We start from the raw sequence: 15,949 nt of genomic DNA, 5'->3' as shown, positions 1-15,949 counted from the left end.
GGACGGAGTCGCCCGTTCCCCGCCGCGCTGCCGTGTGCGGTCAGCACGTGCGCAGTCCCACCGCGGCCGCATAGCCGGAGGGCACCAGGACGTCGCGCACCGCCCAGCCCGGAGCCGGGTCCGCGGGCGATGGACCCGTACCCAGGTAGTCCAGCGCGGGGTTGCGCACCAGACCCGTGCCCAGACCCTTGAGGTAGGCCTCCTTGCGCACCCAGGCGCGGGTGAACGCGGCCGGCCTGCCGTAAGCGGGCAGCCGCGCCAGCTCCTCCGCCTCGGCCCGGTGCAGCGCCGACTGCGCGCTGAGCATGACCTTGACGGTGGCCAGCTCCTCCACGTCGACCCCGACCGGAGCCGGCGCGAGCGCCACCAGCACCAGACCCCCGCTGTGCGACAGGGAGAAGTGCACCCCCGACGCGGACAGCACCGGCCGCCCGTGCGGCCCGCCGCAGCCCGCGCAGGGCTCACGGGTCAGCGCCAGCGCGTCGGCCCGCACCCCCGTCACGACGCTCAGCACCCTCCGCAGCGCCGCGTGGGCGACCACGTAGGCGTCGCGGTCCCGGCCGTGCCGGAAGGCGCGGGCACGGGCCCGCTCCTCCGCGTCGAGGACCTCGCGGGCGTGCCGCAGGGTCTGCGCGTCCTGCTCCCCGACCCGGGCCAGATACAGCTCCACCGGGGCCCGCAGGGCCCGTGGGCCCTGCGCGGCGGGTCCGTCCCGCAGTCCCGACAGGTCCAGCACCGCCGGACACAGCCGCTGCGGCAGCACCGGCGGCGCGCCGGACCCGGACAGCAGCGCATCCGGCGGTGCGGCGCCCGGCGCCGGGACCCGTGGCGGCCGGTCTCCTGGCGTCGGGACCTCTGGCGGCGGGTCGTGGACCGAGGGTCCCGGGAGCCTGCCCGGGAGCCCCTCAGGCATCTGCCCCGGCCAGCCGCCGGCGCAGGCTCAGCGGACGCATGTCCGTCCAGATCACGCCGATGTGGTCCAGGCACGTCTGCCGGCCGCCGCGCATCCCTTCCGGGTACCAGCCCGCGGGCAGCTCACGGTCCGCCCGCCAGATCGAGTACTGCTCCTCGTCGTTGCGCACCACGAGGTACTCCTCGTCGGTGTCCGGGCGGACCTCCTCGGCGTCCGCGCCGTTCGCGAAGTCGGGTTGCGTCACGGTGAACCTCCCGCGGGTGATGGGGCCGGCCGCAGGACACGGCCGACGCCGACAGCGTGCACCGGGCCCGCACACCGAGGTCAGGGACGAACACGCCGACCCCGCGGCACGTGTTGCTGCCGGATCTTCTCTGTCGGACCGCCCCCGCCGCGCGGGACCGTGCTGTCAGCCCGGAGAACCCGGCGAGCCCGGGGCGGACCACCGTCCGCCCCGGGGCCGGTCGCCTCCCCGCACCCCCTTTCCGGAAGGAGCACGCGATGTCGGACGAGCACGCACCTGTCCTGCTGCCGGGCGGAGGCTGGCGGCTGTGGGAACAGTTCGCGCTGCGCGGTCCGGGCTTCCCGGCCGACGGTGTGCTGCGACTCGCCCCTCCCGGACTGGCCGAGGCGGCCGACAAGTTCACACCCGGCGTCCCGCTCACCGGCCCCGAGTGGGACGGCTTCACCGAGGAGCTGGCCGCCGCCGCGGTGGACACCGCCCGCCACCTCCAGGAGGTCGCCGCCCGGCCCCGCTTCCAGGCGGCCCTGGCCTGGCAGAACCCGGCCGTGCTGCGTACCGGCATCGCGCCGTTCCTGCGCTGGAACCCCGACACCGACAAGCGCAGCAGCATGCCCCGACAGCGCGAGGAGCTCGTCGCGCACTACTGGCAGCGGTTCTGCGTGAAGAACGACACCATCGGCTTCTTCGGCCCCGTCGGCTGGGGCCGCTGGGACCTTGCCGCGCCGGACGCCGTCGCCACCCGCGCCGGAGACACCTTCCTCGCCGCGAGCGCCGTGTACTTCTCCGGCTGGGCGATCGACGCCCTGGCCAAGGTGCTCGCCGAGGACCCCGCGCTGATGCGCTGGATCCCGCCGCGCCGCGTCTCCCTCGTCCGCACCGACGGCCTCACCGTGCGCGTGCCCGGACGGCCCGCGCAGCAGATGACAGAACGCGAGGCGGCCGTCCTGGAGCTCTGCGACGGAACCCGCCCGGTGCCGGAGATCGCCGCCGCCCGCGACCTCACCGAGGACGAAACCGAAGCCGTGGTCCGGGACTTGGTCCGCCGGCGCTGGGTCCACCGGCGCCTGGAGGTGCCCGCGGCCACCCACCCCGACCGCGCCCTGCGCGCCATCGTGGAACGGGTCCCCGACGAGGAGGCCCGCGACCGCGCCCTCGCCAAGCTCGCCGTCCTGGAGCGCGGGCGCGACGCCGTCGCCGCCGCGGGCGACGACGCCGAAGCGCTGACCTGCGCCATCGGCGCCCTGGAAGCCGACTTCGCCACCCTCACCGACGCCGAGGCCCAGCGCGCCAAGGGCGCCCGGACCGCCCCCTGCCGCGGACTCGTCTACTCCGACACCCGCCGCGCCGCCACCGCCACCGCCGGGCCCGGCCTGCTCGCCCACCTGGAACCCCTCCAGCTGTGCCTGACCGCCGCCCGCTGGATGACCAACCGCTTCGCCGACGGCATCCGTGCCCGGCTGCGCGCCGTGTACGACCGGCTCGCCGCCGACGGCCCCGTCGACCTCGCCGCCCTGTGGCTGCACACCCTGCCCTCGCCGCACCCCGAGGCCGGCGCCCTCATCGACGCCGTCCAGGGCGAACTGCGCGCCAAGTGGGCCCGGTTGCTGGGCATCCCGCCCGGCGCCCGCCGCGTCCGGCTGACCACCGCCGAACTCGCCGCCCGCGTCCGCGAGGAGTTCGAGGAGCCCGGCGACGGCTGGTCGCTCGCCCGCTACTTCAGCCCCGACGTCCTCGTCGTCGCCGAGGATGAGGCGGCGCTGGCCCGCGGGGACGTGGAACTGGTCCTGGGCGAGATGCACAGCGCCCTCAACACCATGGGCGCCTCCCTCTTCGTCCACCAGCACCCCGACCGCGACGAGCTGATCGCCGAGACCACCCGCGACTTCCCCGGCCCCCGGCTGCTGCCCATGCTCGCCAAGGAACTGCCGCTGAAGTGGTCCACCCGCAGCCGCCCCTGTCTCGACCGAGACCAGGACCACTACGTGGCGCTGGTCGACCAGACCGGAGACCCGCACCGCCCCCGCACCGCGCTCGGCGCCGACGTCGCGGTGGAGGACGTCGACGGCAGGCTGACCGTCCTGCTCCCCGACGGCACCCGCTACGACCTCCTCGACGCCTACGCCAACACCCTCACCCAGCGCGTGATGGACCGCTTCACCCTGCGCCCCGAGGGCGACCACACCCCCCGCATCAGCGTCGACCGCATGATCCTGGCCCGCGAGACCTGGCAACTTCCCGTCGCGGAACTCGACTTCGCCGACGAGAAGTCCGAGGCCGCGCGGTTCGTCCGCGCCCGCCACTGGCAGCGCCGCCACGACCTGCCACGCTTCGTCTTCGTCGTCTCCCCGGCCGAACCCCGCCCGTTCTACGTCGACTTCGACAGCCCCGTCTACACCACCATCCTCGCCAAGGCCGCCCGCCGCCTCGCCCGTACCGACCCGGACGCCCGGCTGAAGGTCAGCGAGATGCTCCCCACCCCCGAACAGGCCTGGCTCACCGACACCGACGGCCGGCGCTACACCTCCGAACTCCGCTTCGTCGCCGTCGACCAGACCGTCACCGCCGAGGGGGAACGGTGATGCGCACCCTCGCCGACGACCTCGCCGAACACGCCGAACGACACCCGGACCGGATCGCCCTGGACACCCCGGGCGGGTCCGTCACCTACGGGCAGCTCGACCGGCGGACGCGGGAGGTGACCCGGCTGCTGCGCGCCCACGGGGTACGCCCGGAGACCGTCTGCGCCGTCGCCGTGGAACACGGCCCCGACGCCGTCGCAGCCATGACGGCCGTCCTGCGCTGCGGCGCCGCCTTCCTCACGCTGGACGTCACCCAGCCCCGGGACCGGCTGGCTTCCTTCGTCCGCAGTGCCGGCGCCCGCCTCCTGCTGACCACGAGGGCCCACGCAGCCGCCCTCGACCTCGGCACACCCGTGATCGAACTGGATGCGCCGGGGCCCGACGCCCCGCACGCGAGGGCGACCGGCCCCTCGGACGCGACGGGCGCCCACGCCCCGAACGCGACGGCCGCCGCCGCATGGCACCCGACGGCCGCCGGCACCTCGGCATCTCCGGCGGCCGTCGACCCTCACGCCCTCGCCTACGTCAGCCACACCTCCGGCAGCACCGGCGAGCCGAGTCCCGTGTTCGTCGAACACCAGGCCCTCGACACCTACCTCCGCGACACCGCCCGCGCCTTCGGGCTCGGCCAGGACACCGTCGCCCTGCAGACCGCCCCGCTCGGCTACGACGCCTCGATCCGTGACACCTTCGCACCCCTGCTGGCCGGGGCCCGCCTCGTCCTCGTGGAGCGCGCGCGGCTGCTCCGCCCCGCCGATTTCGCCCGCACGGTGCGCGATCACGGCGTCACCGCCCTGCTCAGCGTCACCCCTTCCTTCCTCACCCACCTCGCCGGGCAGCGCGACCTGCCCGACCCGCTCGCCGGTGTCACCCTCGTCGCGTCCAGCGGCGAGTCCCTGCGCCCCTTCCTCACCGCGGGCGGCCGGTCCCTCGTCCCGGGCCGGCTGCTCAACCAGTACGGGCCGACCGAGTGCACCATGACGACCACCCGCCACGACGTCCCGGCGGACCCCGACCCGGCCCACGACATGGTGGGCCTGCCCCGGACCGGCGCCACCGTCCGCGTCCTCGGCCCCGACCTGACCCCCGTCCCCGACGGAACCGTGGGCGAGGTCTACATCGGCGGCACGGGCCTGGCCCGCGGGTACGGAGGGCTCCCGGCCCGCACGGCGGCCGCGTTCCTGCCCGACCCCTACGGTCCGCCCGGCTCCCGCATGTACCGCACCGGCGACCTGGGCCGGTGGACCCCGCAGGGGCTGCGCTACGAAGGCCGCGGGGACCGCCAGATCAAGATCCGCGGCTACCGCGTGGACCCCGCCGAGGTGGAGGGCGCGCTGCTCACCCACCCCGCCGTGAGCCAAGCGGTCGTCACCCCGCACACCGACGACCGGGGCCGCGTGTACCTGGCCGCCCACGTCACCGGCGACCACACGACGCCGGACGCCGCCCTGCGCAGACACCTGGCCCGCACCCTGCCCCCGCACCTGATGCCGCGCCGCTTCCTGCGCCACACGTCCCTGCCCACCACCCGTGGGGGCAAGGCGGACCGCGGACGCCTGGTCGCAGGGAGCACCGCATGAGCGCACCGACCACGACGGGCCGCCCGGCCGCCACGGACCGTCCGACGACCGCCGTCCGTCCGACCACGCCGGCCGCCGTCCCGCACTCCGCGCTCGGCGTCCACGGGCCCGCCGGCCTCGCCGTCGCCGCCGCCCGCATCGCCCCGTACACCGTGCGCACGCCCCTGCTGCCCGGCCCGACGACCACCGTCTGCGGTCCAGGCCTGCTCCTGAAGGCCGAACACCTCCAGACCGGCGGCTCCTTCAAAGCACGTGGCGCCGCCAACGCCGTCCTCGCCCTCGCCGCCGACCGCCTCGTCACCGGTTCCTCCGGCAACCACGGCATCGCCCTCGCCCGCATCGCCCGCACCCTCGGCCTGGACCTGACCGTCGTCCTGGCCGCCGGCGCAGCCCCCGCCAAGGCCGCCGTCATCCGTGCCCTGGGCGCCCGGGTCGTCCAGGTCGGCGGGGGAGTAGCCGAACGCGAGGAACGTGCCAGGACGATCGCCGAGACGACCAAAGCGGCCCTCGTCCCCTCCTCGGACCACCCCCTGGTGATCGCGGGCCAGGGCACGGTCGGCGCCGAAGTCCTCACCGACGCCCCCGACACCGACACAATCTACGTCCCCGTCGGCGGCGGAGGCCTCCTGGCCGGCGTCTGCCTCGCCGCCGCCGGGCACCCGGTCCGCGTCGTCGGCGTCGAACCCGCGCTCACCCCGCGCTACGCCCGCTCCCTGGCCGCCGGACACCCGGTCCAGCTGCCGCCGACCCGGACCGTCGCCGACGGCCTGCGCGGGCAGCGGCCCGGCCGCTTCACCTACCCGATCATCCGCGACCGGGTCGACGACCTCGTCGCCGTCGGCGAGGCCGAGATCCTCGCCGCGGCGGCTCTGCTGCGCAGCCATGGCGTCGACGCCGAACCCAGCGGCGCCGTCGCCCTCGCCGGAGCCCTGCGGGCCGCCCGGCGCCGCGAAGCCGCGGTGGCCGTCGTCTCCGGCGGCAACACCACCGCCCGGCTCCACACCCTCACCGCAACCACAACCCTCCGGAAGGACACGCCATGACCGAGAACACCGCCACCGCCGTCAGCACCCTCGACCTGCTCGTCGACATCTTCCGCGACGTCCTCGACCACCCCGGCCTCACCGCGGACACCGACTTCTACGAGGCCGGCGGCGACTCCCTGGCCGCCTTTCAGGTCACCGGCCGCCTCCAGGAGACGCTGGGCTGCGACGACATCCCGGTCTCCCTGGTCTTCGCCTACCCGACCCCGCGCGACCTCGCCGAGGTCGTCGACGCGGACTTCGGCCGCGACTGAGCGGAGGGCCGGCGCGGCGGCCCCACGGCACCTGCGCCGCCCTCACGCCGCCCGACAGGCGCAGGCAGCTGGGCCGCCCGCCGGCTCTCCCGGCCACAGGCGCCGGCCGACACCTCAGAACCCACCACACACGCCCCCTCCACGACCACACCTCCCTCGTCCCGTGACGCGTCAAAGGAGTGCCGTCATGTCCGAAGATCTCGTGCCGTACCTCGGCAGATGGCGCCTGTGGAACCAGTTCGCGCTGCGCGGGCCCGGGTTCCCGGCCGACGGCGTGCTCCGCCTCGCCCCGCCCGGACTCGCCGAGGCCGCCGACAAGTTCGCACCCGACACCCCGTTGTCCGGCCCCGACTGGGAAGCCTTCGCCGCCGAACTGGGCACCGCCGCCGTGCAGACCGCGCACGTCCTCCAGGACATCGCCCGCACTCCGGCCTTCCGCGAGGCCCTGGCCTGGCAGAACCGCCCGCTGCTCGACTCCGGCATCGCGCCGTTCCTGCGCTGGAACCCCGACACCGACAAGCGCAGCAGCATGCCCCGCCAGCGCGAGGAGCTGGTCGCGCACTACTGGCAGCGGTTCTGCGTGAAGAACGACACCATCGGCTTCTTCGGCCCCGTCGGCTGGGGCCGCTGGGACCCCGAGGCATCCGGCGCACACGTCGACCCGGGTACCGGGCTGATCGCCGACTCCACCGTCTACTGGGCGAGCTGGGGCATCGACGCGGTGGCCAGGATGCTGGACGCGGACCCGGCGCTGCGCGAGTGGATCGCCCCGAGACCGGTCCCGTTCGTCGTGCTGAACGGCAACGAGGCACGCGTGCCCGGCCGCCGCCCGATCACGGTGTCCGACTCCGAGGCAGCGGTCCTCGCCCGCTGCGACGGTGTGCGTCCGGCCCGCGACATCGCCGCCGACCTCCCCGGCACCGACGTGGCCCGGACGCTGCACGACCTGGTCGCCCGCCGCTGGGTGACCTGGCGGCTGGAGGTCCCCGCCGGCACCCACCCCGAACGCGCCCTGCGCGGCTGGCTGTCGAGCGTCGGCGACCCGGACCTCAGGCGACGCGGCCTGGACGCCCTCGACCTTCTGGAGCGGGGCAGGGCGAAGGTGGCGGCGGCCACCGACGAGAACACACTCCTCACCGCACTCCAGGACCTGGAACGCGACTTCACCGAACTCACCGACACGGCCGCCACCCGCGAGAAGTCGGCCTCCACCGCCCCCTGCCGCGCCCTCGTCTACAGCGACGCCCGGCGCTCGGCCACGGCGCGCCTCGGCCCGGCCGTCGTGGAGGCACTGTCCCCGCTGCGCCTCCTGATGGACGGCGCGAGCTGGCTCACCGCCCGGCTGGCCGCCGTCGTGGAGACCGAGATACGCACGGTGCATCACCGCCTCGCCGCCGGCGGCGACCCGGTCGACCTGGCCTCCTTCTGGTTCGCGTGCCTGCCCGTGCTGCACGGCACCGCCCGTACGGCGGCGAGCACGTTGCAGCGGGAGTTCGCCGAGCGCTGGCAGCGGATCCTCGCGGTCCCGGAAGACGCGCGCAGGGTCACTCGGCGGGCCGTCGACATCGCAGAGCGTGTACGGCGGGAGTTCGAGGGCGGCGGGGGCTGGACGGCGGCCCGCTGTCTCAGCCCGGACATCATGATGGCCGCCGACGGACCCGAGGCCGCCGCCCGCGGTGACTTCACCCTGGTCCTCGGCGAACTCCACCTGGCCGCCAACACCTTGGGCGCCTCACTCTTCACCCATCAACACCCCGACGTCGACGAGCTGTTCGCCCTGACCGACCAGGACCACCCCGGCCCCCGTCTGATGCCGCTCATCCCCAAGGAGCACCGGGCCCGGCTCTCCGCCCGCGTCCGGCACACGCTGGTACGCCCGGAGGACTACCAGGTCGCCCTCACCGACTTCACGGCCGACCCGGCCCGCCCCCGCGCCGTCCGCAGCGCCGACGCGCTGGTCGAGGAACGGGACGGCGCCCTCGTGGTCCGGCTGCCCGACGGCGCGGTCTTCCCCGCGATCGACGTCTTCTCCCACGTTCTGACCACGCTGTCGATGGACCTCTTCCAGCCGCTGCGGCCGGCCGCCCACACACCCCGGGTCACGGTCGACCGCCTGGTCATCGCCCGCGAGGCCTGGCAACTGCCCGCCTCGGAGGCCGCGTTCGCCGAGGACAAGGACGAGGCCCGGCGCTTCGTGCGGGCCCGCCACTGGCGCACCCGTCTCGGCCTGCCCCGCTTCGTGTTCGTCGTCTCCCCGACCGAGTCCCGTCCGTTCTACGTCGACTTCGACAGCCCGGTCTACGTCACCATCCTGGCCAAGGCCCTGCGCCGACTCGCCCGCAAGGACCCCTCGGCCACGGCGACGTTCACGGAAATGCTCCCGACCCCGGAACAGACCTGGCTCACGGACGACAAGGGCCACCGCTACACATCGGAGCTGAGATTCGTCGCGTACGACACGCGAGGGGAGTGATACGGAGGGGGCGGCCCCGGTTTGCGGTTCGGAAGCGTGGTGGGCGACGGCGTCACTCCGGTGAGGTCAGGCATTCGCTGAGGAGGCCGACGACGTCGTGCCAGGCTCGCTGCGCGTGTTGTGGGTGGTAGCCGACCCCGGGGAGCGTGGTGTGGTCGACCGGCGGGTGGTGGAAGGCGTGCAGGGCGCCGCCGTAGACCACGAGGCGCCAGTCGACGCCCGCGGCCTGCATCTCGGCGGTGAACGCCTCCCGTTGCGCGTGCGGCATGATCGGGTCCTCCGATCCGACCCCGGCCCACACAGGGCAGCGCATGCGCGCCGCCTCGCCCGGCCGGCCTGTGATCAGTCCGTTGACCGTACCGATCGCGCGCAGGTCGACGCCGGCGCGGCCGAGTTCCAGCGCGATCGCGCCGCCGGTGCCGTAGCCGACGGCGGCGATCCGGTCGGGGTCGGTCCGTGGTTCGGCGCGCAACGTGTCGAGCGCCGCGTGGCCGATGTCCCGCATCCGGCCGGGATCGGCGAGCAGCGGCATGCAACGGGCCAGCATCTCCCCGGGATCGTCCAGATAGCGCCCGCCGTGAAGGTCGAAGGCCAGCGCCACGTATCCCAGCCCGGCGAGCGCATCGGCCCGGCGGCGCTCGACGTCACTGAGCCCCATGCCCTCCGGCCCGAGCAGCACCGCGGGCCGGCGATCGACACCGGCCGGGAGGGCGAGGTGCCCGGTCATCGTCAGACCGTCGGCCGGGTACTCGACCGTGCGCGTGGTGATCGTCGTCATGAGACTGGACGGTAGCGATCGACGGGTCCGGTCGGGCCGCTGTTCTGCCGCCGGCAGAACAGCGCGGGTGCCCCTCCGGCATGCGGCGATGGCTCACGGTCCGCGGGCGGGGCGAGCGGTGCGGTGCGGGGTCACGGCTCGACGTCGACGACGACCTTTCCGTCGGCCGTACCGCTCTCCACGGACCTGTGGGCGTCCGCCACGTCGGCGAGGGTGTAGCGGGTCCCGTCCAGCAGGGGACGCAGCTTGCCCTCGTCCACCAGCGCAGCGGCTTCGCGCAGGATCTCGCCGTGGTGCTCGCGGCCCCGGCCGGTCAGCATCGGCAGCAGTGTGAAGATGCCCGAGTAGGTGGCTGCCCGGAACGACAGGGGTGCCAGTGCATGGGTGCCCCAGCCCAGCGCGCTCACCACATGACCGGTGTAGCTGCGCACCGCCTCGAAGGAGGCGTCAAGGACCGGGCCGCCCACGGTGTCGAAGACGATGTCGAATCCGGCACCGCCGGTGTGCTCGGCGACGTACCTCTCCACCGGCACCGAGGTGTAGTCGATCGGTACCGCCCCCAGGCGCCGCACGAGCGGCGTCCTGGCCGCGACGCGGTCGCGAACACCTCCGCACCCCTGGCCGCGGCGATCTGGACCGCGACGCTGCCCACGCCGCCGGCGCCGCCGTGCACCAGTACCTTCTGCCCGGCCCGTACGCCGGCCCGGTCCACCAGACCTTCCCATGCCGTGATCACGGCCAGCGGCAGCGCGGCCGCCTCCCGCATCGACAGGGTGGCGGGCTTGCGGGCCAGCAGGCGGGCGTCGACCGCCGCGAACTGCGCGAGCGATCCCTGCAGGTCGCCGACGCCGCCGGTCAGGCCGTACACCTCGTCCCCAGGGGTGAGGCCGCTCACTCCGGCGCCCGTCTCCACCACCTGGCCGGCCAGGTCCATGCCCAGCACGGCGGGTGGCTGCACGCGGGCGTGGGCCGCCCGGCCCGCCCGGATCTTCGTGTCCAGCGGGTTCACCCCGCTGGCGTGGACCCGCACCAGGACCTGTCCTTCCCCGGGCGTCGGCCGGTCGATCTCCCGCACCTCGAGCGGACCGGCGAACTCCTCCAGAACCACCGCACGCATCACAGCACCCGTCTCCCACATCGCTCCGACACCGGAGTACACCTCGGTTAATCGAACAGACTAGTCTGTTCTGATAGTGGGGGCAACGAACACGCCTGGGGCGCAGATCGGAACGACTAGTCTGTCTGGCATGGCGACGCGCGTACGCAAGACGAACACCGAGCAGAGGATTCTCGATTCGGCGGCAGCCCTCTTCCACCGGCACGGACTGAGGGGAGTGGGCGTGGATCAGGTCATCGCCCACTCCGGGGTGGCGAAGTCCACCCTGTACGCACACTTCCGCACCAAGGACGACCTCATCGCCGCCTACCTGCGGCGCACGGACGAGTCGTGGATGGCGCGGCTGCGGGAGGCCGCCGACGCCACGGGGTCCGACCCTGCCGAGCAGTTGGTGGGCCTCTTCGACGCGCTGATGGCCTCCTTCGACCGCCACGGCTTCTTCGGCTGCCCCTTCGTGAGCGCCGCTGTGGAGGCCGAGCTCGATTCCAAGGCCCACGCGGCCACCGTCGCCCACACCCGGCGCCGCCAGGAGTGGCTGACCGGCCTCGCCGGAGCCGCGGGAGCGGCACAACCGGCCGCGCTGGCCGCACATCTCGGGCTGCTGATCGACGGAGCCCTGGCCTCGGGACGACTGCTGCAGGACCGAGCGGTGGTCGACGCCGCCAAAGCGTCCGCACGGGCAGCCGTCCTCGCTCACACCGCACCCACCACGACGGCCGCGTAAGCGTCCCGGGCGACGTCCCGGCCTTCGAATGGCCCGCGCACTGCCTCAGCTGCGGGGGCGTCACGCCGTGGGGCATGCGTGCACCGCTCCATGGCGGCCGGATCTGCACGGTCGGGGCGTCGTTGTGGCAGGCCACGCCCAAGGCGAAAGCCGTCGTGCCTGCGGATGAGCGCGCTGCGGCGACCGTGACCTGCCCTCGCGGAATGGACCGGCTTCGAGCGGCCGTACGCCCAGCCGGGACAGGCGCTCCCGCTGCTCGGTGGACAACTGCGCCCAGGTGCTCGCCTCGCGTTGCCGTGCGAGCCACCTGCCCAGGTCATCCCCCCGAACAGGACACACGGCTGGATGGCCTGGCAGGGAGCCATGGAGGGTGTCGGTCGATGCGGATGGGTCGCGTCAGGTGGTCGCGGCGACGCCGATGCCGATGGTGATGAACAGCCAGCCGGTGGTCAGCTCCCAGCGGTGGCGGACCTTCGGACGGGCGAGAAGGGCACCCAGAGGTGCGGCGACGGTGACGAGGGCGAACCAGTAGACGACGCCGATGACGACGTCGAGGATGCCGAGGAAGAAGATCTGCCGGGCCATCGAGCCCCCGCCGTCCACGAACTGGGGCAGGATGCTGAGGAAGAACAGTGCCGCCTTGGGGTTGAGCACGTTGGTGAGGAACCCCTGGGTGAAACCGGCCCGCCACCGGTGCGGTTCCGGCTCGCCCCGAGGTGAGGGGGACGGGGCGGGACCGTCCTGTGGATCGCTACCCGTCTCCCGTCCGTGCGTCCGCCCGCGGGCTGACCGCCGGGCCGCCAAGACCGCCCGCACCCCCAGGTAGACCAGGTAGGCGGCGCCCAGGAGCTTGATGGCGTCGTACACCAGGGGAGAGCGGGCGGCGATCACCGACAGTCCGGCCGCCGCGGCGAGCATGTGCACGCACAGCCCGGCCTGCGCGCCGAGCGCCGCCGCCCGTCCCTTCGCCGGGTGCTCGGTCGCCGACCGCACCACCACGAGGAAGTCCGGCCCGGGCACCACGTACGCCACCAGGACGACGCCGAGGAAGCCGACGAGGTCGACCGACATCCGCTCTCCCGTTCATCGGGCCCGTCGGCCGGTACGCCGCCGGGGAATTGGTCCGGGAGCCGAAGCGTCCCCGTCCTGTCAGGCCGCCCGCCCGCTCGCCCAGGGCGGCGGTCCTGGCCTCCAGCGCGCCGTCGGACCAGAACAGCTCCAGCGCCCGGGCGGCGGTGACGAACGCCGGGTTGTAGCCGCGGAAGATGCCGTTGTGCTGGCCGGGCTTCCACACGTCGTACTCGGGGCACAGCAGCGTCAGGGCCATGGGCACCCCGTACCCGCTGAGGTACCTGGACAGGCAGACGAGTTCGGGGACGATCCCGTCCCGCTCGAAGGAGAAGAACGGGCCGGTGCGCCCGCAACCCATCTGGATGTCGTCCACGATCAGCAGTGCGCCGTGGCCCCGGGTCCAGGACGCGAGCGTGCGCAGCCATACGGGGCGGGCCGGGTTGATTCCGCCCTCGCCCCGGACGGTCTCCACCACCACGGCCCTCGTAGCGGCGGTGCAGGCTGCGGCAACCGGCCAGCCAGAAGACAAAGGGTCTGACCACCGGTGAGGTCCAGGCCGAGCGGGACCGTGGTGTTCCAAGGCCGCACCGCGCCCGTTCGCTTCGCCTCGGCCCGGATCTCTCCCGCCTCCAGGGTGATCAAGCCCGCCGGGTCGTCGTGGTGGCCGCGCGCCCGGTCGCCGGACCGGCGCACGGCGTCCCCGCGGTGCGGGGCCGGGGTGGAGCGTCAAGTGAGGATGGTGTTGTCGGCGGCAGCCACGGCTGCCTCCCCTGCTACCGCCCGTCGCGCGCCCCGCAGCCGCTGCAGCGACCTGCCGGTCAGGACCCTAGCGGTCCGCTCGGGCGGGGAGTCGTGCGGCCGGCCGGGATGAGCGCGGCGAGGGTGTCGACGAGTTCGTCGGCGGAGGTGTGCCAGGTCCCGGTGGCGAAGTGGCCGCTCAGTTCCGCGGCGATGATGCCGTTGACGCCGGTGAAGAGCAGACCTCCGTATCGATGGACGTCGGCTTGGTCCACCAGCTCGGAGACGATGGCCAAGAATGCTTCCTGAGCGCGGCAGGAGGCATGGATCATCGTCTCGGGCTCTTCCCCGGCGGGAGGGGCGTACATCTGCCGGTAGCGGTGAGGATGACGGCGTCCGATGGCAACGAGCGCGGCGAGGGCACCTCGAAGTCTTTCGGACGGAGTGCCCCGCAGAGCTGTGATCTCGTCACTGAGGCGCTCCCAGCCTTCCGCGGCAACGGCACCCAGCAATGTCTCCTTGTCCGCGAAGTGCCCGTAGGGCGCACCGCGGCTTACCCCCGCCCTGGCGCCCACCTCACGCAGGGTCACCGCCTCGGGACCGCCTTCGTCAAGCAGCTCGGCGGCCGCGTCGAGAAGCGCGCGACGGGTGGCGGCGGCGGATTCTGAGCGACTGACCACACACACATCTTACAGATGACAACGTCACATCCTTCACTTGACGCTGTCAGATGAAACTCCTACTCTCGTTCATGTGACAACGTCATTTGAAAAGCCGGACCCCCTCACCAACAGCTTCCACAGCAGCATCGACACCTCGTCGGAGACGCTGCCGACCAGTGCGCGGCAGCGGCGGATCGACGACGCCTACCCGTCCGGCCACGCTGCCGCCTTCCAAGGACCACTGCCCGCACCGCTGCGCGGCAAGGACCGCGTCGCCATCTCGACGGACGGCCGGGGCACAATGCCCACGTACGGCGCCTTCGACGCCTGCGCCAGAGGCGAGCTCAACCTCGAAGCGGTCAGCGACTCCGCGTCGTGAGCCGCCCTCGCAGGGCGTCGAAATGATCGTGGGGCGGCGTCAAAACCGGCGTCGCGATCTCCAGCGCCGGCGCGGCGGCCCGGACCCCCGCATGCAGACGATCCGCCTCCTGTCCCGTCTGGACCTTCCCCGTCCCGACCTTGTCATCGGCCCCCCCGCAAGAGCGATTGCGGGTGCGATACGCCCCCGGTGACCCATACGAGCCAAGCCACGCCCCGGGCGGCTTCGCCCCCGGCGGACACCCCGCCGGCCGAGCACGCGATCACACACTTCGGCTGTCGCCGCGAGCTGTCTCCTGCATCCAGCACACGCGCCCAACCAACGCCACACCTGCTACGGCCGCGCCGCGATAGGCGGAATCCCGCTCGGTGCGCAGCTTCACGGCACCTTCTGACTCCGGCTACCTGCTGGACCACTGGACCATCCTCGCCTCACACGGAGTAACACACCATGGATCTGCAACTCATCGGCAAACGCGTGCTCGTGACCGGGGCCAGCAAAGGCATCGGCCTCGCGGTCGTCCGGGCATTCCTCGCCGAAGGGGCGTCCGTCACCGCGGTGTCTAGGCGCAGCACACCCGAACTCGACAAGACCGAGGCGGACTTCGTGGCCGCCGACCTGTCCGAGACCGACGGGCCCCGCCGCATGGTCGAGACGGTCCTCGCGGCTGACCCGCGTCTGGACATCCTGGTCAACAACGTCGGAGGCGGCGACCTGCCCGACGGATCGCTCGGCGACATCCTGGACGGCGACGACGAGATCTGGCAGGACGTCTTCACCTTGAACTTCAGTGCCCCCGTGAGGGTCACCCGGGCTGCGTTGCCCGCACTGGCCGAATCCCAGGGCGCGATCGTCAACATCGGTTCCGACACCGCCCGGCGCCTCGGCGCTCCCGGCGGCACCCCACTGCCGTACGCGGCGGCCAAGGCGGCGTTGAACAGGTTCTCCCGAGGGCTGGCCGAGCGGGTGGCCTCACAGGGGGTGCGGGTCAACACCGTCTCGCCGGCCGCGACAAGGACCAACGCGATTGCGGGCGACGGCGGCTACCTGTCCCAGGTGGCGCAGGCGATCGGTGTCGAGCACGCCTCTTTGACGCAGAGCCTGCCGACGGAGCTCGGCATGCTCACCGGCACCCTGATCGAGCCGGACGAAATCGCACGCGCGGTGCTGCTGTTGGCGTCCCCGACCATGCCGAGCGCAATCGGCGCGAACTGGGCCGTCGACGCCGGCTCCGTCAAGGTCCCATAGGGGCCGTCCGGACGCGCCGGGAGCAGAACGACTGCGCTCCCGGCCGCACTTAGACCGTGTCCTACGTGGTGAGGCGGATGAGCCGCTTGTAGCAGCACAGGGCGGCGGCGAGGCCGAGAAAGGCCAGGTAGTTGCGGGGATCGCGC

Annotated in this window: 14 protein-coding genes and 2 pseudogenes; 8 read left to right on the top strand and 8 right to left on the bottom strand. The window is 73.4% G+C overall.

From position 1 onward, the window contains the following. Positions 1–40: 40 nt before the first annotated feature. Both ACF1AG_RS33815 and ACF1AG_RS33810 read right to left on the bottom strand, forming a co-directional pair. Positions 41–736, bottom strand: coding sequence for a 4'-phosphopantetheinyl transferase family protein (locus ACF1AG_RS33815; RefSeq protein WP_391810966.1), 696 nt, complete (start codon positions 734–736; stop codon positions 41–43). A gap of 169 nt (positions 737–905) precedes the next feature. After that, the gene (locus tag ACF1AG_RS33810; protein ID WP_359599758.1) at positions 906–1,157 is read right to left on the bottom strand and encodes an MbtH family NRPS accessory protein; all 252 of its coding nucleotides are present in this window, start codon (positions 1,155–1,157) and stop codon (positions 906–908) included. 257 nt (positions 1,158–1,414) lie between these two features. Here ACF1AG_RS33810 and ACF1AG_RS33805 point away from each other — a divergent pair, with 257 nt between their 5' ends. The 5 genes from ACF1AG_RS33805 to ACF1AG_RS33785 all read left to right on the top strand — a co-directional run bounded on the left by ACF1AG_RS33805 (position 1,415) and on the right by ACF1AG_RS33785 (position 9,086). Beyond that, positions 1,415–3,736, top strand: a complete 2,322-nt coding sequence (locus ACF1AG_RS33805; RefSeq protein ID WP_391810965.1) for a lantibiotic dehydratase — start codon at positions 1,415–1,417, stop codon at positions 3,734–3,736. After that, positions 3,736–5,316 carry an amino acid adenylation domain-containing protein gene (locus ACF1AG_RS33800; RefSeq protein WP_391810964.1) on the top strand — a complete coding sequence of 527 codons (1,581 nt, stop codon included), beginning with the start codon at positions 3,736–3,738 and terminating at the stop codon, positions 5,314–5,316. Before ACF1AG_RS33805 ends, ACF1AG_RS33800 begins: the two co-directional genes overlap by 1 nt. Beyond that, positions 5,313–6,359 (top strand): threonine/serine dehydratase, encoded by a 1,047-nt coding sequence (locus tag ACF1AG_RS33795; RefSeq protein WP_387798256.1) that lies wholly within the window; start codon positions 5,313–5,315, stop codon positions 6,357–6,359. Before ACF1AG_RS33800 ends, ACF1AG_RS33795 begins: the two co-directional genes overlap by 4 nt. Continuing rightward, entirely contained in the window at positions 6,356–6,613 is a 258-nt protein-coding gene (locus tag ACF1AG_RS33790; RefSeq protein ID WP_359599762.1) for an acyl carrier protein, read from the top strand. The genes ACF1AG_RS33795 and ACF1AG_RS33790 overlap by 4 nt, the downstream gene beginning before the upstream one ends. 187 nt (positions 6,614–6,800) lie before the next feature. Then, positions 6,801–9,086 carry a lantibiotic dehydratase gene (locus ACF1AG_RS33785; protein ID WP_391810963.1) on the top strand — a complete coding sequence of 762 codons (2,286 nt, stop codon included), beginning with the start codon at positions 6,801–6,803 and terminating at the stop codon, positions 9,084–9,086. A gap of 52 nt (positions 9,087–9,138) precedes the next feature. On the opposite strand, the gene ACF1AG_RS33780 is transcribed toward ACF1AG_RS33785, so the two are convergent. Both ACF1AG_RS33780 and ACF1AG_RS33775 read right to left on the bottom strand, forming a co-directional pair. Then, a complete protein-coding gene (locus tag ACF1AG_RS33780) occupies positions 9,139–9,864 on the bottom strand; it encodes a dienelactone hydrolase family protein (protein WP_391810962.1) in 726 nt (241 codons plus the stop codon). Positions 9,865–9,995: 131 nt separating this feature from the next. Then, a pseudogene (locus ACF1AG_RS33775) lies at positions 9,996–11,002 on the bottom strand (zinc-dependent alcohol dehydrogenase family protein). Between the two features lie 109 nt (positions 11,003–11,111). Between ACF1AG_RS33775 and ACF1AG_RS33770 the strand changes: the two are divergent. Further along, a complete protein-coding gene (locus ACF1AG_RS33770; RefSeq protein WP_359599768.1) occupies positions 11,112–11,705 on the top strand; it encodes a TetR/AcrR family transcriptional regulator in 594 nt (197 codons plus the stop codon). A gap of 60 nt (positions 11,706–11,765) precedes the next feature. Here the strand turns inward: ACF1AG_RS33770 and ACF1AG_RS33765 are convergent, their stop codons facing one another. The 4 genes and pseudogenes from ACF1AG_RS33765 to ACF1AG_RS33750 form a co-directional block, all read right to left on the bottom strand. After that, positions 11,766–12,044, bottom strand: coding sequence for a helicase associated domain-containing protein (locus ACF1AG_RS33765; RefSeq protein WP_387798253.1), 279 nt, complete (start codon positions 12,042–12,044; stop codon positions 11,766–11,768). 57 nt (positions 12,045–12,101) lie between these two features. Then, positions 12,102–12,776, bottom strand: a complete 675-nt coding sequence (locus ACF1AG_RS33760; protein WP_387798251.1) for a LysE family translocator — start codon at positions 12,774–12,776, stop codon at positions 12,102–12,104. Positions 12,777–12,867: 91 nt separating this feature from the next. Then, a pseudogene (locus ACF1AG_RS33755) lies at positions 12,868–13,257 on the bottom strand (aminotransferase class III-fold pyridoxal phosphate-dependent enzyme); the annotation flags it as partial. A 337-nt stretch (positions 13,258–13,594) separates the two neighbouring features. Further along, positions 13,595–14,194 (bottom strand): TetR/AcrR family transcriptional regulator, encoded by a 600-nt coding sequence (locus ACF1AG_RS33750; RefSeq protein WP_391810961.1) that lies wholly within the window; start codon positions 14,192–14,194, stop codon positions 13,595–13,597. Between the two features lie 73 nt (positions 14,195–14,267). Between ACF1AG_RS33750 and ACF1AG_RS33745 the strand changes: the two genes are divergently transcribed. Together ACF1AG_RS33745 and ACF1AG_RS33740 are read left to right on the top strand one after the other, a co-directional pair. After that, positions 14,268–14,555, top strand: a complete 288-nt coding sequence (locus ACF1AG_RS33745) for a hypothetical protein (RefSeq protein WP_387798247.1) — start codon at positions 14,268–14,270, stop codon at positions 14,553–14,555. A 450-nt stretch (positions 14,556–15,005) separates the two neighbouring features. Further along, complete coding sequence (locus ACF1AG_RS33740; protein WP_359599774.1) at positions 15,006–15,803, top strand: SDR family NAD(P)-dependent oxidoreductase; 798 nt, start codon at positions 15,006–15,008, stop codon at positions 15,801–15,803. The last annotated feature ends 146 nt before the right edge of the window (positions 15,804–15,949 follow it).

The sequence above is a fragment of the Streptomyces sp. NPDC014764 genome (genome assembly GCF_043082785.1).
Lineage (GTDB): Bacteria > Actinomycetota > Actinomycetes > Streptomycetales > Streptomycetaceae > Streptomyces > Streptomyces althioticus.
Note: the sequence above shows the minus strand (reverse complement) of the source record. Positions and strands in the feature narration are given on the sequence as shown.

What these genes read in the sequence shown, in the direction of transcription:
- ACF1AG_RS33790 (WP_359599762.1), top strand. Translation starts at nt 6,356, where the DNA reads ATGACCGAGAACACCGCCACCGCCGTCAGCACCCTCGACCTGCTCGTC.
- ACF1AG_RS33805 (WP_391810965.1), top strand. Translation starts at nt 1,415, where the DNA reads ATGTCGGACGAGCACGCACCTGTCCTGCTGCCGGGCGGAGGCTGGCGG.
- ACF1AG_RS33785 (WP_391810963.1), top strand. Translation starts at nt 6,801, where the DNA reads ATGTCCGAAGATCTCGTGCCGTACCTCGGCAGATGGCGCCTGTGGAAC.
- ACF1AG_RS33740 (WP_359599774.1), top strand. Translation starts at nt 15,006, where the DNA reads ATGGATCTGCAACTCATCGGCAAACGCGTGCTCGTGACCGGGGCCAGC.
- ACF1AG_RS33795 (WP_387798256.1), top strand. Translation starts at nt 5,313, where the DNA reads ATGAGCGCACCGACCACGACGGGCCGCCCGGCCGCCACGGACCGTCCG.
- ACF1AG_RS33770 (WP_359599768.1), top strand. Translation starts at nt 11,112, where the DNA reads ATGGCGACGCGCGTACGCAAGACGAACACCGAGCAGAGGATTCTCGAT.
- ACF1AG_RS33780 (WP_391810962.1), bottom strand. Translation starts at nt 9,864, where the DNA reads ATGACGACGATCACCACGCGCACGGTCGAGTACCCGGCCGACGGTCTG.
- ACF1AG_RS33800 (WP_391810964.1), top strand. Translation starts at nt 3,736, where the DNA reads ATGCGCACCCTCGCCGACGACCTCGCCGAACACGCCGAACGACACCCG.
- ACF1AG_RS33760 (WP_387798251.1), bottom strand. Translation starts at nt 12,776, where the DNA reads ATGTCGGTCGACCTCGTCGGCTTCCTCGGCGTCGTCCTGGTGGCGTAC.